This window comes from Halomonas denitrificans, from assembly GCF_003056305.1.
Classification (GTDB): domain Bacteria; phylum Pseudomonadota; class Gammaproteobacteria; order Pseudomonadales; family Halomonadaceae; genus Halomonas; species Halomonas denitrificans.
In genome coordinates this window covers 148,785-162,985 of record NZ_PYVX01000001.1, presented here as the reverse complement: position 1 = coordinate 162,985, position 14,201 = coordinate 148,785, and the positions used below count along the sequence as shown (strand labels likewise).

Genomic DNA, 14,201 nt, shown 5'->3' with positions numbered 1-14,201 from the left:
CGGGTTATCTTCAGGTTATCTCGTGTCGCGGCGCGGTCAGGAGCCAGGCGCCGGCGCCGGTTGGCGAGTCCAGGGGCGTGCGACCCGCCAGGCCAGCCGCTGGCCGTCCGGCCAGAGGGATATTTCGCCGGCCCAGAGCCGACCGGTATCGGGATCTCGCCACAGGACGTTGGTGCCGCGTTCGCCGCCTTGCCAGCGCAGGCGCTCGACGCAGCGCTCCAGCGGCTTGCGCATCAGGGGCAATTCGACGGGGCGAGGGCCGTCGCACTCGAGGCGTGCCATCGCCACGTCCCGGTGTTCCCGGCCGTCGCGGTCTTGCCAGTGGGCATGCAGGCGATAGCGATAGGGGGGCGCCAGGGGAACCAGCCAGCTGCCCAGCAGGGTCGCCTCGAAGCCGTCCGTGGCCACCGGTCGGCCATCGCGCAGCTGCAGGGTGGCGAAATCCGCCGCCTGCCAGAAGGTGTCGCGGCCGTTCTCACCGGCCTGGTAGGCCATCACCAGCAGGCCCCGGTTGCCCTGGGTGTCCACCGCCAGGGAGGCGTAGGGCAGCGCCGCGGCGCGCTCGGCGGGGTCGGGCGCTCGCCACGGGGAGAGGAGGGTGGCGCCCATGGCGGTGAAGCCCCCTCCGCTTGCGCACCCGGCCAGCAGGCTGCCCACCAGCAGCATCGCGAGGAGGCGGCAACGCAGCAGGACCGCCTTGCGGCGGCCCTGTGGTTCCTCATGTGGCGCCGTGGCGCGATGTTGCCAAGGCGTCAACGCGGCTTGCCCTGGCCGGTGCCCGTGGCTCCGGAGCCGGTTCCGGTACCGGGGCCGGTGCCGTTCGCCCCGGTCACCACGCCGACGCCCACGGCCCCGTTGTCGATGGCGTTGCCGATGGCGGTGCCGGAATTGCCCGGGGCATCCCCTCCCGCGGCACCGCCCGTGGCCACGCCACCGTTGGCGCCGGCGTTCCCGGCGGTGGCCGTGTTGGCATTGCCCGTCGAGATGGCGGCGTTGGCGTTCGCGTTCCCCGAGGCGCTCGCCTGGCCCTGGGCGCTTTGCTGCGCCAGGGCCAGCGGCGACAGGGTCATGGCCAGCGTGGCCAAAATGGCGGCCGGTCGCGCCGCTGTACGGAATCGTTTCATCGTCTGCTACTCCTGTGTGCCTGAAGGCTCCGAGTGTTGCGCCGCCAGGCAGCCGCGGCCTGCGTCCTGCCTGACCCGCATCCCCCCGCCGGCGATCGCATGCCGCCGTTTCCTCCCGAATTACCGAAGGCAGATTCATGGGAATCTGTGCGGGGATATACGTCTTACAGAAAGGTAAGGATTCACTAAAGAAAATCTTTTTGTCGTAAATTTAAGAAATGTAAAGAACGGAAAGGAAATGAAAAAATGCGGAATTATGGGTGACATGGTTAGATAAATGATTATCCTCTCATACAGTCGAAAGCGCCCATCATTCGGATAGGTCCTTCGAGCTATCGCCTCGAAGTCGCAGAAGTATTTCTGACCATTTTCATAGGGAATGAAAGTCAATGTGTTGCCATACGGCAACAGTTGGAAGAGTGGTCTCTGTCATATTGTTTTTGTAAGTAATTGACTATAAATGATAATGCCTCCTTCTCTACCGGCTCGTATGGGCGGTGAGCGAAGAGATAGTGCGCTCGTTGTGCAGAGAGATGTGTATCACATCTGCGACATTTCAATTTTGTCGTGTCGCAAAATTGATTCGATATCGTGTGAATCATTGTGCGGTATGCATGGATATTGGCGTGTCTAATTTGGGGTTTTATCTCGCATTAGGCGTATCGTTTGCGCGACATTTTTACTGCTTGGTAGGCATATTTGCCCCATGGGGCGAGGGAAACGGCATGGTCGAGAGAGTGAGATGAAGACGACTGAGAACGGGTGGCGCCGGATACGGGCGGCACTGCCAGCCATCGGGTTGTTGCTGGTGCAGGGCTGCGCCTTCGCCCCGGGCGGACACATCGACTACGACACCTCGACGGCGCCCATCGACGAGCTGGTGGATATCGAGCCCATCACCTTCGGCCTGGTCCGGATGCAGCGCCAGGCCAGCGAGGCGCCGGTGTCCGGCGAGGCGACGACGTCCCCGGCCGAGGGGTACCGGTACCGAATCGGCAAGGGAGACGTGCTCAGCATCATCGTCTACGACCACCCCGAGCTGACCATCCCCGCCGGCAGCGAACGCAGTGCCGCCGAATCCGGTAATACGGTGCATAACGACGGCACGATCTTCTATCCGTATGTCGGCCAGATCTCGGTGGTGGGCCAGACCGTCGGCGAGGTGCGTGCACGCATCGCCCGGGCCCTGCGGCCCTATGTCGCCATGCCCCAGGTCGAGGTGCAGGTGGCCGAGTTCAACTCGCAGAAGGTCAACGTCACCGGTCAGGTCGAGAAGCCGGGCCCCATGCCGATCACCAACGTCCCGCTGACCGTGCTGGATGCCATCAATGCCGCCGGCGGCCCCGGCGAACTGGCCAACTGGCATCGCGTCGTCCTCACCCGTGACGGTGAGAGGATCGACCTGTCCCTCCACGCCATGCTCAACGACGGCCGCCTCGACGAGAACCTGCTGCTGCGTGACGGCGACGTGCTGCACGTGCGCGACCTGGGCGAGCAGAAGGTCTACGTGATGGGGGAGGTCGGCGAGCCGGGCAGCCTGCCGATGGGGCGTAGCCGCCTGACCCTCACCGACGCCCTGTCGGAGGCGGGCGGCATCGACGAGAGCAGCGCCGACGCCTCCGGCATCTTCGTGATCCGCCGCCGCCCGTCCCGAAGCGACAAGCTGGCGACCGTCTACCAGCTGGATGCCCGCAATGCCGCGGCCTTGGTGCTCGGGACCGAGTTCCGGCTGGCGCCCAGCGACATCGTCTACGTCACCACCACGCCACTGGGCCGCTGGAACCGCGTGATCCAGCAGCTGCTGCCGACGGTCAGCAGCCTCTACCAGAGCACGCGCATGACCGGCGAAGTCGAGGACCTGGCGCGATGAGTTCGATCGGCCCCTTTCAGCGTCTGCTGGTGGTCTGCACCGGCAACATCTGCCGCAGCCCCGTGGGGGAGGCCCTGCTGCAGCGGAAACTGGCCCACTGCCGGGTGGCATCCGCCGGCCTGGGCGCGCTGGTCGGCGAGGGCGTCGAGCCCCGGGCGAGGCGGCTCGCCGAGGCCGACGGACTGGATGTCAACGGGCATGTCGCCCGCCAGCTGGACGCCGCCATGGTGCGCGAGGCGGATCTGGTCCTGGTGATGAGCGAGAGTCAGCGGCTCGCCATTGCCGAGCGCTATCCCACCGCCACGGGCAAGGTCATGCGCTTCGGCCACTGGCTGGGCCCGGGCGGGACGGACGTGCCCGACCCCTATCGCGGCAGCGACGAACTCTTTGCGTCGGTGCATGCCCACCTCGTCCAGGCCGCCGACGGCTGGGCGCGTCGCCTGGCTCCGGGCACGTCTTGATCACAGGGCCCGGTCTCCACTCGTTCAGCAGGATTTCTCAATGGTGAAACAGATGACCCAAGGCGGGCGACCCGCACAGGATGACATCGATATCGCTCGCCTGGCCGGGGCGTTGCTGGACCACAAGTGGTGGATCGCGCTGATCACCCTGGTCTTCGCCGTGGGGGCAGTGATCCACGTCCAGCTCGCGACCCCGGTCTACCGTGCCGATGCGCTGGTCCAGGTCGAGGGGAACCCGGGACTGAGCAACCCCCTGTCCGAGGTGCGCTCGATGCTCGACCAGCAGCCCAAGGCCGAGGCTGAGCTCGAGATCCTGCGTTCGCGGATGGTGCTCGGGCAGGCCGTCGACCGCGAGCGCCTCGATGTCGTGGTGACGCCGACGCGGCTGCCGCTGGTCGGCGAGTTCCTGGTCAGGCGCGGCGTGGAGCGTCCTGGCTTCGCCGACCGCAGCGTCTGGGCCGGTGAGTTTCTCAGCGTGGGCAAGTTGCGGGTCGACGAGGCCTGGCTTGGTCGCCCGCTGAGGGTGGTCGCAATGGGCTCGGGGGGATATCGGCTCTACGCCGAGGAGCGCCTGCTGGGCGAGGGGCGCGTCGGCGAGGATGAGCGGTTTGCGAAGGGGCAGATCGACCTGCGCGTCGCCGAGCTCGAGGCGGGGAAGGGCGCCGAGTTCACGCTGCTCCGCCGCACCCGGCTCTCCGCCATCAACAGCCTGGGCGCCCGCTTCAGCGTCGCCCAGCGCGGTCGCGACAGCGGCGTCTTCCGCCTTGCCCTGCGCGACACCCGGCCGGCGCGTGCCGAGGACACCCTGAGCGCCATCGCCGAGATCTACCTGACCCAGAACATCCGCCGGCAAAGCGCCGAGGCCGAGAAGAGCCTCGAGTTCCTGCGCGAGCAACTGCCCCAGGTGCGCGAGGAACTGGTCCAGGCCGAGAACGCCCTCAACCGCTACCGCACCCAGCGCGACAGCGTCGACCTCTCGATGGAGACCCGCTCGGTGCTCGATCGCCTGGTCCGGCTCGAGTCCCAGATCAAGGAGATGGAGCTCGAGGAGGCCGAGCTGTCTCATCGCTTCAATGCCGCCCACCCCACCTATGCGGCCATGCTCGACAAGAAGCAGAACCTGCAGCGCGAGCGCGAGCGCCTCAACGACAAGATCTCCGACATGCCCGAGACCCAGCAGCATGTGCTGCGCCTGTCCCGGGACGTCGAGGTGACCCAGGAGGTCTACGTCCAGCTCCGCAACAAGATCCAGGAAATGAACATCACCAAGGCGAGCACCGTGGGCAATGTGCGCATCCTCGACGATGCCGTGGTCCAGCCCCACCCCGTGGCACCCCGCAAGCCGGCGACCGTGGTCTTCATGACCCTGGTGGGGGGCTTCCTGGCCGTGGGTGGCGTGCTGCTGCGCAGCATCTTCAGTTGCGCCGTGGAGAGTGCCGAGCAGATCGAGGAACTGGGGCTGCCGGTCTATGCGACGGTGCCGCTGTCCGACGAGCAGCAGCAGCTGGTGCGTCGCTTCAAGCACCGTCACCACAAGCGCGGTCGCGCGGTGACCAGCGGCCTGCTGGCGAGCCGTGAAGCCGACGATACCGCGATCGAGGCCCTGCGAGGCCTGCGCACCAGCCTCCACTTCGCGATGCTCGAGAGCCGGGACAACCGGCTGATGATCACCGGGCCGAGCCCCGGCGTCGGCAAGAGTTTCGTCACCCTCAACCTGGGGGCGGTCTGTGCCCAGGGGGGACAGCGGGTGCTGGTGATCGACGCCGACATGCGCAAGGGACACCTGCATACGGCCTTCGGCGTGTCGAGCGAGGGCGGCCTCTCGGAGGTGCTGTCCGGCAAGTGCCCCCTCGACGAGGCGATCGGGTCGTCGTCCGTGAGCGGCCTGAGCTTCATCACCCGGGGCAAGGCCCCGCCCAACCCGGCCGAGATGCTGATGGGGGATCGCTTCACCGCCCTGCTGGATGACCTCGCCGGCCGCTTCGATCTGGTGATCATCGACACGCCGCCGGTACTGGCGGTGACCGATGCCGCCGTGGTCGGCAAGCAGAGCGGCACCACCCTGATGGTGGCGCGCTACGGGCTGAACCCCGCCAAGGAGATCCGGGCCGCCCTGGGTCGACTGGAGAGCAGCGGGGTCTCGGTCAAGGGCGCGATCCTCAATGCCGTGGAGCCCAAGGCCGCGACCAGCTTCGGCTACGGCTACTACCACTACGCCTACAAGGCCGGTGGCTGACCCTGGCGGTCCCCGCGTGGCCGGGATCTGCCACAACCCTTCTGTCTGAAAACATGGATGCGTCATGACCAACTTGAAAGATCGTCTGGTGGAGCGGCTGGAGCGCAAGGAAGCCGTGATCGGGATCGTCGGGCTCGGCTATGTCGGCCTGCCGCTGATGCTGCGATACAGCGATATCGGCTTCCGGGTGCTCGGGATCGACATCGACCCGGGCAAGGTGGCGCGACTCAACGCCGGGGAGAGCTATATCGAGCATATCCCCGCCGAGCGGGTCGCCGTGGCCCGGGACGCCGGTTTCGAGGCCACCAGCGACTTCGCCCGGATCGCCGAGGTCGATGCGGTGATCCTGTGCGTGCCGACCCCGCTCAACAAGTACCGCGAGCCGGACATGAGCTACGTGATCAACACGGTCGAGGCGCTCACCCCTCACCTGCGCGAGGCCCAGGTGGTCTCCCTGGAAAGCACCACCTACCCGGGCACCACCGAGGAGGAGCTGCTGCCGCGCATCGAGCGCCAGGGCCTGACCGTCGGCGAGCACCTCTTCCTGGTCTATTCCCCGGAGCGCGAGGATCCCGGCAACCGCGATTTCGAGACCCGGACCATTCCCAAGGTGGTGGGCGGCCATACGCCGGCCTGCAGTGAGGTGGGCCTGGCGCTCTACCGCCCGGCCATCGACCGCGTGGTCCCGCTCAGCTCGACCCGTGCGGCCGAGATGACCAAGCTGCTCGAGAACATCCACCGCGCGGTGAACATCGGCCTGGTCAACGAGATGAAGGTGGTGGCCGATCGCATGGGCATCGACATCTTCGAGGTGGTGGATGCCGCGGCGACCAAGCCGTTCGGCTTCACCCCCTACTACCCGGGGCCGGGGCTGGGGGGGCACTGCATCCCCATCGATCCCTTCTACCTGACCTGGAAGGCCCGCGAGTACGGCCTGCACACCCGCTTCATCGAACTCTCCGGCGAGATCAACCAGGGCATGCCCGAGTACGTGGTCGGCAAGCTGATGGAGGCCCTCAACCAGCGGGGCAAGGCGCTCAAGGGCAGCCGCGTGCTGGTCCTCGGCATCGCCTACAAGAAGAACGTGGACGACATGCGCGAGTCGCCGTCCGTGCACATCATGGAGCGCCTTCGCGAGCGCGGTACCGACCTGGCCTACAGCGATCCCCATGTCCCGGCGTTCCCCACCATGCGCGAGCACCACTTCGACCTCGAGAGCGTGCCGCTGACGCCGGCGTCGCTCGAGGAGTACGACGCCGTGGTGCTGGCCACCGACCACGACCGTTTCGACTACGCCATGATCCTCGCCCACGCCCGGCTGATCGTCGACACCCGCGGGATCTATCGCGGGGCCGCCGCCGACACCGTGATCAAGGCCTGAGGCCGACCGGGCCTCCCACAAGAACGACAGAGGGATACTGCATGAAGTACTTCGGACTGATCGGCGCCGCCGGCTACATCGCCCCGCGGCACATGAAGGCCATCAAGGAGACCGGCAACCGCCTGGCGGCCGCCTACGACATCAACGACTCCGTCGGCATCATCGACTCGATCTCGCCCGACAGCGAGTTCTTCACCGACTTCGAGCGCTTCCTGGAGCATGCGCATCGGTGCCGTCGCGATCCCTATACCGCCCTGGACTACATCGCGGTCTGCTCACCCAACCACCTGCACCACGCGCACATCGCCGCCGGGCTGCGCCTCGGCAGCGACGTCATCTGCGAGAAGCCGCTGGTGCCGACCCCGGCACTGCTCGACGAGCTGCAGCGGGTGGAGGAGGAGACCGGCCGGCGGGTCTACAACATCCTCCAGCTGCGCCATCACCCGGCGATCCTCGAGCTCAAGCAGCAGGTGGCGAAGAGTGCCCGCCACGACAAGTACGAGGTCGAGCTGACCTACATCACCTCGCGCGGCCAGTGGTACCAGGAGAGCTGGAAGGGCGACCCGCGCAAGTCCTTCGGCGTCGCGACCAATATCGGGGTGCACTTCTTCGACATGCTGCACTTCGTGTTCGGCAAGCTTCAGCGCAACGTCCTCCACCATGTCGATGACCAGAAGGCCGCCGGGTACCTGGAGTACGAACGGGCGCGGGTCCGCTGGTTCCTGTCGATCGATGCCGAGGACCTGCCCAGCAGTGTCAAGGGCCAGCAGCCCACCTACCGCTCGATCCTCTGCGAGGGCCAGGAGATCGAGTTCTCCGGCGGCTTCACCGACCTGCATACCGTGAGCTACCGGGAGATCCTCGCCGGCCGCGGCTACGGCATCGAGGACGCGCGCCACTGCATCGAAACGGTCGATCACCTGCGACACGCCCGTCCCGAGCCGCCGGCCCACGGCGAGGGACACCCCTGCCTGAAGCGCTTCGCCCAGTGAGGTCCTCCATGAGTACCCGTATCCATTCCAGCGCCATCGTCGACGAGGGTGCCGTGCTCGGCGAGGGCACCCGGGTGTGGCACTTCGTGCACGTCTGTGGCGGTGCCCGCATCGGCCGCGAGGTCTCCCTCGGCCAGAACGTCTTCGTCGGCAACCGCACGGTGATCGGCGATCACTGCAAGGTCCAGAACAACGTCTCCGTCTACGACAACGTGACCCTCGAGGCGGGCGTGTTCTGCGGTCCCAGCATGGTCTTCACCAACGTCATGAACCCCCGGGCCCGCGTCGAGCGCAAGGACGAGTTCCGCGACACCCTCGTGCGCGAGGGCGCCACCCTGGGGGCCAACTGCACGGTCGTCTGCGGCGTGACCATCGGGCGCTACGCCTTCGTGGGCGCCGGCGCCGTGATCAACCGCGACGTCCCCGACTTCGCCCTGATGGCCGGGGTGCCGGCGCGCCAGCTGGGCTGGATGAGCCGGCACGGCGAGCACCTCGACCTGCCGCTGACCGGGGAGGGCGAGGCCCGCTGCCCGCACACCGGCGACCGCTACCGGCTGCAGGGGGACTCCCTCGCCTGCGACCCGGCCTGAGCCTCGAACCACCAGGAAGACGACACCCATGCAATTCATCGATCTCGAGTCCCAGCAGGTGCGCATCCGCGAGCGCATCAACGACGGCATCCGTGAGGTGCTGGCCCATGGCAAGTACATCCTGGGCCCGGAGGTGGCCGAGCTGGAGGCCCGCCTGGCGGCCTACGTCGGCGTCAGGCACTGCATCAGCTGCGCCAACGGCACCGATGCCCTGCAGATCGCCCAGATGGCGCTGGGGATCGGCCCGGGCGACGAGGTGATCACCCCCGGGTTCACCTACATCGCCACCGCCGAGACCGTCGCCCTGCTGGGCGCCCGTCCGGTCTACGTGGACATCGATCCGGCCACCTACCTGCTCGATCCGGCGCGCATCGAGGCGGCGATCACCCCGCGCACCAAGGCGATCATCCCGGTCTCGCTATACGGCCAGTGTGCCGACATGGACGCGATCAACGCGATCGCCGAGCGCCACGGGCTGACGGTCATCGAGGATGCCGCCCAGAGTTTCGGTGCCACCTACAAGGGGCGGCGCTCAGGGGGCCTCTCGGCCATCGCCACCACCTCCTTCTTCCCCAGCAAGCCGCTGGGGGCCTACGGCGACGGGGGCGCGCTGTTCACCGACGACGACGAGCTGGCCACCGTGCTGCGCCAGATCGCCCGGCACGGCCAGGATCGCCGCTACCACCACGTGCGGGTCGGCATCAACAGCCGGCTGGATACCCTGCAGGCGGCGATCCTGCTGCCCAAGCTGGAGATCCTCGACGACGAGCTGCGGCTTCGCGAGCAGGTGGCGGAGCGCTACGGCCGGCTGCTCGCCGCGGCAGGCCTCGAGGCGCCGCACATCGAGCGCCACAACACCAGCGCCTATGCCCAGTACACCGTGGAGGTGGAGGACCGCGAGGTGGTGCTGGCCCGGCTGGCGGAAGCGCAGATCCCCACCGCGGTCCACTACCCGATACCGCTCAACCGCCAGCCGGCCGTGGCCGACGAGACGGCGCACCTGCCGGTCGGCAACACCGCGGCCCGGCGCGTGATCAGCCTGCCGATGCACCCCTACCTCGATGGCGAGGACCAGCATCGCATCGTCACTGCCCTGATCGACGCGCTGCAGTGAGGGTGGGGCGATCGGGAGTATGTCCGTGTTGAGTCGAGTGGCCCGTCCTGTCCGCCGCCTGTTGCCGACCGACGCCTTTGCCCGCGGGGTCGGGGTGCTCGTCGGCGGCACCGCCGGGGCGCAACTGCTGATGCTGGCGGCGGCGCCCCTGCTGACGCGCCTCTATGGCCCCGAGGACTTCGGCCTGCTGGCCGTGTTCACCGCCTGCCTGGCGCTGTTCACGGTGGTGGCGGCGGGGCGCTACGAGCTGGCGATCCCGTTGCCCGAGGCCGACCACGAGGCGGCGAGCCTGGCGCTGATCGGCGTGGTGTGCGTGCTGCTGACCGCCGGGCTAGCGCTGCTCGCGGTGCTGCTCTGGTCGGAGACCCTGGCGGCCCTGCTGGGCGCGCAGACACTCGCCGCCTACCTCTGGCTGCTGCCGGTGGGGGTGGTGTTCGTGGGGGGCTACCAGGTGTTCAACAAGTGGGCGGTCAGGACCCGGTGCTTCTCCCATGTGGCCCGCACCCGGATCTGGCAGGCCCTCGGGACCCTGGGCATCCAGGTCGGCGGCGCGGGCCTGGGGCCGGTGGCCCTGCTCGGCGGCCAGGCGGCGGGGCAGGGCGTGGGGGCCACCGGCCTGACCCTGGCGGCGCTTCGCCACCCGGCCTTCCGTCGCGTCTCGCTGGCCGAGATGCGACGCCAGGGCTGGCGACATCGGCGCTTTCCGCTCTACTCGACCTGGACCGGCCTGTTCAACACCGGCAGCCTGCAGCTGGCCCCGATCGTGCTGATCGCCCTCTTCGGGGCGCCGGTGGCCGGGCTCTACGCCCTGACCCTGCGCATCCTGACCCTGCCCGTCAGCCTGATCGGCAACGCTGTCGGCAGCGTCTTCCTGGCCCACGCCGCCCAGGCGCGGCGCGACGGCGAGCTGGCCGACCTGGTCGGGGGCCTGCATCGCAAGCTCGCCATCCTGGGCATCCCGCCGCTGGTGGCGCTGATGGCCGTCGGCCCCGAACTCTTCGCCGTGCTGTTCGGCGAGCAGTGGCGCAAGGCCGGCCTCTATGCCCAGTGGATGCTGCCGTGGATCTACATCCAGTTCCAGTGGTCGCCGCTCTCCATGCTGGCGAGCGTGCTGGAGCTGCAACGGGATGCCCTGGTGGCCCAGTTCGGCATGCTGGTGGCGCGCTTCGGCGTGCTGCTCGGGCTCTACCTCGCCGGCGCCTCCGCGGATACCGCCATCCTGGCCTTCGCCGTGACCAGCGCCCTGGTCTACCTGCTGCAGCAGGCTTGGTTCTTCCGCAAGGCGGGCCTGTCGCTGCGGCGCTGCGCGGCGCAGGAACTGGGGCACCTGCTGATGTTCACCGTCCTGAGCCTGCCGCTGGTGTGGCCGTACCTGCAGGGAGCGCTGCCCCTGGCCGGGCTGCTGGCCGCCCTGGTGCCCCTGGCGGCCGCCTGGACCTGGTGGCGGCTTCGGGCCGGACGAGGAGGGAAGCACTCGTGACACGACACCTCAGACGCCTCGGCGCGGCCGCCGGCGGTGGCCTCACGCTGGCCCACAACCTGCTCGCCGCCCGGCGACACACGGCGATGCCGTCCCAGCTGGGGGCCATGGCCCTCATCCGCGGCATGACGCCCGACGAGTACGACCAGGTGCTGACCCTGTATGCCGACATCCATCGCGGCCGTCGGCCCGACTGGCTGAAGCGCGCGCTGTGCCGGCTCGCCGGGGATCGGCTGGTGATGGTCGCGGTGGTCGGGAAGGCGGGGTGCCCACGGGTGGTGGGCATGGACCTCTTCTATGTCACGCCCCGGGATCGCCGCGAGGGCACCATCCACGAGGGATTCATCGGGGTCCATCCCGACATGGCGGGTCGGGGGGTGGGCACGGCGCTTCGCGGCGCGGCGATCGCGCACTTCGCCGCCCAGGGCTATCGCGGGATCTCGACGCGCATCTCGCTGGACAACCCCGCCTCCCTGGCGTCGGCGACCAAGCAGGGCTTCGTTCCCCGGGAGCGTTACCGCGACCCGGCAACGGGAGACGAACGGCAGTACCTGGTCCGCTGGCTCCGGGATGCCAACTGAGTGAAAGGAATCAACATGCACATGGATCCCCTGTTTCACCCGGGCTGGATCGAGTTCAATCAGCGTCGCTGGCACCTGACGGCCGAGAGGCTCGAGCTGGGGCCCGAGAAGGGTACGGGCTGGGAACTGCAGACGGTGCTGTACCGCAACCGTCGCGGCCGGCTGGTCACGCCGCCGCGCAACCCGCACCTGCCGATCGCCTTCCGCTGTGCCAGCGACCGTCCCGCCGCCATCAACCGTCGCCGGCGCCTGGCGTTGACCCGCCTGGCCGCGGCGTTCCGGGAGCGGGGGCTGGGCGGCAGCCTGAGCCTGTCGGCCGAGGCCTGCGATGCGCGGCCCTTCGAGTGGGCCGGCATGGCGGTGCGTCCCCGGTTCACCTACCACCTGGAGATCGCCGAGCGGGAGGCCCGCATCGATCCCAGCGCGCGGAAGAAGGCCCGCAAGTGCCATCGCCTCGGCTATCGCTGCGCGGTCAGCGACGACTATGCGGCCGTGGCCGAGTGCCTGGCCGGCCCCGAAGCCCGCAAGGGCTTCGACTACCGCCTCGACGCCGCCGATCTCGAGCGGCTCGCCGGCCTGCTCGGCCCCGACCATGTCGTCTGCTTCCTGGCCCGCGACGCCGAGGGCCATCCCCAGGGGGCCCGCGTCTGCCTGTTCGTGCCGGGGGGCCACGCCCTGGCCTGGTCGGCGGGGATGAAGACCCCGGCCCTCAAGGACGGCGTCAACAACCTGGTCGCGGAGTATGCCCTGGAGCATTTCGCCGCGCGGGAGTGCCGGGTCTTCGACTTCATCGGGGCCAACATTCCCCCGGTGGCGGAAATGAAGGAGGCCTGGGGAGGACGCCTGGTCTGCCACTACGCGATCAGTGAACGCGGCCCGCGTCACCTGGCCCGGGAAGCCTATGCCACGGTCGGCATGCTGCTGAAAAGGATGAGGAAATGAACGACATGCATACCGTCGCAGAGCGACAGGGCCCCTCGTCGGCCCCCGTTGCCGCCAGTGCCCCGGCGGCCGGCGCCACGGCGGCCGGCGACCCGGTACTCCGCTGGCTCTCCCGGGTGCTGGTGGAGCGCTATGGCCTGCCGGTCAGCCTGTGTCGCGAGGAGGCGGGATGCCTCTCGCTGCGCCTCGAGGGGGAGCGGGGGCGGATCCTCTTCGACCGCCGCCAGCCGGACTTCTTCCTGGTCGGCGCCGACTTGCCCCACGGCCAGTGGGACGCCGGGGCCGAGGGGTTCCGGCCGCCCCTGGGCATGCCGCTGCCGGCCCCCGGTGACGATGGCCTGCCGACGCCGCTGGTCGAGCAGGACGCCGAGGGCTGGGTCGTCCACTACGATATCCCGGGGTTGGCCTACTGGATGCTCAGCCGCCAGGAGGAGGTCGACGCCGACGCCCGCGACCGACACGGCCGCTTCCCGGCCAGCGCCTCCCACGGTGGACGGCACGGCTACCTCGACCGCCCGGTGGTCGACGAGTGGCTCGATATCCTGGGCCAGGTCATGCGGCGCCAGTGGCCGGGGGCGACGTTGCGCGAGCATCGCTTCACCACCCGGCCCACCCATGACGTGGACCGGCCGAGTCGCTACGGCTTCGCCGGGGATCTCCGTCTGCTGCGGGTGATGGCCGGCGACACCCTGCGTCACCGGCGTCCCCAGGCGCTGCTGCTCGGCCCCTGGGTCTGGTTGACCACCCGACGGGCGCTGCATCCCCTCGACCCCCTGAATACCTTCGAGTGGTTGATGGCGACCTCGGAGCGCCATGGCCTGACGAGCGCCTTCTATTTCATCTGCGGGCGCACCGACCCGCGGCTGGATGCCGACTACGAGCCGGAGCACCCGGCCATCCGTGACCTGCTGCGGCGCATCCATGCCCGTGGCCACGAGATCGGCCTGCATCCCAGCTACCACACTTACCGCAACCCCAAGGAACTGGCCAACGAGGCCGACCGGCTGCGTCGCGTGTGCGGCGAGGAGGGCATCGAGCAGGCGACCTGGGGCGGGCGCATGCACTACCTGCGCTGGCATACCCCGATGACCCTGCAGGGCTGGCAGCAGGCCGGCATGAGCTATGACAGCACCCTGGGCTATGCCGAGACGCCGGGCTTTCGCTGCGGGACCTGCTTCGAGTACCCGGCCTTCGACCCGGTAAGGGGCGAGGCGCCGGGGCTGCGCATCCGTCCGCTGATCGCCATGGAGTCGTCGGTGATCGGGGCGTCCTACCTCGGGCTTGGGACCGGCGAGGCCGCCTTCGAGCGCTTCGCCACCCTCAAGTCCCGCTGCCGCGCCCTGGGGGGAAGCTTCACCCTGCTCTGGCACAACTCCGAACTGGTCACCACCAAGCAGCGCGCGCTCTATGAGCGGGTGCTGGCGGCCTGA

The 14,201-nt window shown here is 68.7% G+C and carries 13 protein-coding genes; 11 read left to right on the top strand and 2 right to left on the bottom strand.

What is annotated here, in order from left to right:
* Window positions 1-36: 36 nt before the first annotated feature.
* Together C9F13_RS17350 and C9F13_RS17345 are read right to left on the bottom strand one after the other, a co-directional pair.
* The gene (locus C9F13_RS17350; protein ID WP_157955129.1) at window positions 37-609 is read right to left on the bottom strand and encodes a YjbF family lipoprotein; all 573 of its coding nucleotides are present in this window, start codon (window positions 607-609) and stop codon (window positions 37-39) included.
* Window positions 610-752: 143 nt separating this feature from the next.
* Window positions 753-1,124: a hypothetical protein gene (locus C9F13_RS17345; RefSeq protein WP_157955128.1), complete on the bottom strand. Its 372-nt coding sequence runs from the start codon at window positions 1,122-1,124 to the stop codon at window positions 753-755.
* A gap of 742 nt (window positions 1,125-1,866) precedes the next feature.
* Between C9F13_RS17345 and C9F13_RS00720 the strand changes: the two genes are divergently transcribed.
* The 11 genes from C9F13_RS00720 to C9F13_RS00670 all read left to right on the top strand — a co-directional run bounded on the left by C9F13_RS00720 (window position 1,867) and on the right by C9F13_RS00670 (window position 14,201).
* On the top strand, window positions 1,867-2,994 hold the full coding sequence (locus tag C9F13_RS00720; protein WP_108444333.1) for a polysaccharide export protein: 1,128 nt from the start codon (window positions 1,867-1,869) through the stop codon (window positions 2,992-2,994).
* On the top strand, window positions 2,991-3,455 hold the full coding sequence (locus tag C9F13_RS00715) for a low molecular weight protein-tyrosine-phosphatase (protein WP_108444332.1): 465 nt from the start codon (window positions 2,991-2,993) through the stop codon (window positions 3,453-3,455). The genes C9F13_RS00720 and C9F13_RS00715 overlap by 4 nt, the downstream gene beginning before the upstream one ends.
* A 40-nt stretch (window positions 3,456-3,495) precedes the next feature.
* Window positions 3,496-5,691, top strand: a complete 2,196-nt coding sequence (locus C9F13_RS00710) for a polysaccharide biosynthesis tyrosine autokinase (RefSeq protein ID WP_211310878.1) — start codon at window positions 3,496-3,498, stop codon at window positions 5,689-5,691.
* A 64-nt stretch (window positions 5,692-5,755) separates the two neighbouring features.
* The gene (locus C9F13_RS00705) at window positions 5,756-7,072 is read left to right on the top strand and encodes a nucleotide sugar dehydrogenase (protein WP_108444331.1); all 1,317 of its coding nucleotides are present in this window, start codon (window positions 5,756-5,758) and stop codon (window positions 7,070-7,072) included.
* A gap of 41 nt (window positions 7,073-7,113) precedes the next feature.
* Window positions 7,114-8,064: a Gfo/Idh/MocA family protein gene (locus C9F13_RS00700; RefSeq protein ID WP_108444330.1), complete on the top strand. Its 951-nt coding sequence runs from the start codon at window positions 7,114-7,116 to the stop codon at window positions 8,062-8,064.
* An 8-nt stretch (window positions 8,065-8,072) separates the two neighbouring features.
* On the top strand, window positions 8,073-8,654 hold the full coding sequence (locus C9F13_RS00695) for an acyltransferase (protein WP_108444329.1): 582 nt from the start codon (window positions 8,073-8,075) through the stop codon (window positions 8,652-8,654).
* A gap of 28 nt (window positions 8,655-8,682) precedes the next feature.
* A complete protein-coding gene (locus C9F13_RS00690) occupies window positions 8,683-9,768 on the top strand; it encodes a DegT/DnrJ/EryC1/StrS family aminotransferase (RefSeq protein ID WP_108444328.1) in 1,086 nt (361 codons plus the stop codon).
* A 25-nt stretch (window positions 9,769-9,793) separates the two neighbouring features.
* Entirely contained in the window at window positions 9,794-11,248 is a 1,455-nt protein-coding gene (locus C9F13_RS00685) for a lipopolysaccharide biosynthesis protein (protein ID WP_157955127.1), read from the top strand.
* Window positions 11,245-11,829: a GNAT family N-acetyltransferase gene (locus tag C9F13_RS00680; protein WP_108444326.1), complete on the top strand. Its 585-nt coding sequence runs from the start codon at window positions 11,245-11,247 to the stop codon at window positions 11,827-11,829. The genes C9F13_RS00685 and C9F13_RS00680 overlap by 4 nt, the downstream gene beginning before the upstream one ends.
* Before the next feature lie 15 nt (window positions 11,830-11,844).
* Window positions 11,845-12,771, top strand: a complete 927-nt coding sequence (locus C9F13_RS00675) for a GNAT family N-acetyltransferase (protein WP_108444325.1) — start codon at window positions 11,845-11,847, stop codon at window positions 12,769-12,771.
* A 5-nt stretch (window positions 12,772-12,776) separates the two neighbouring features.
* Window positions 12,777-14,201 carry a polysaccharide deacetylase family protein gene (locus C9F13_RS00670; RefSeq protein ID WP_211310877.1) on the top strand — a complete coding sequence of 475 codons (1,425 nt, stop codon included), beginning with the start codon at window positions 12,777-12,779 and terminating at the stop codon, window positions 14,199-14,201.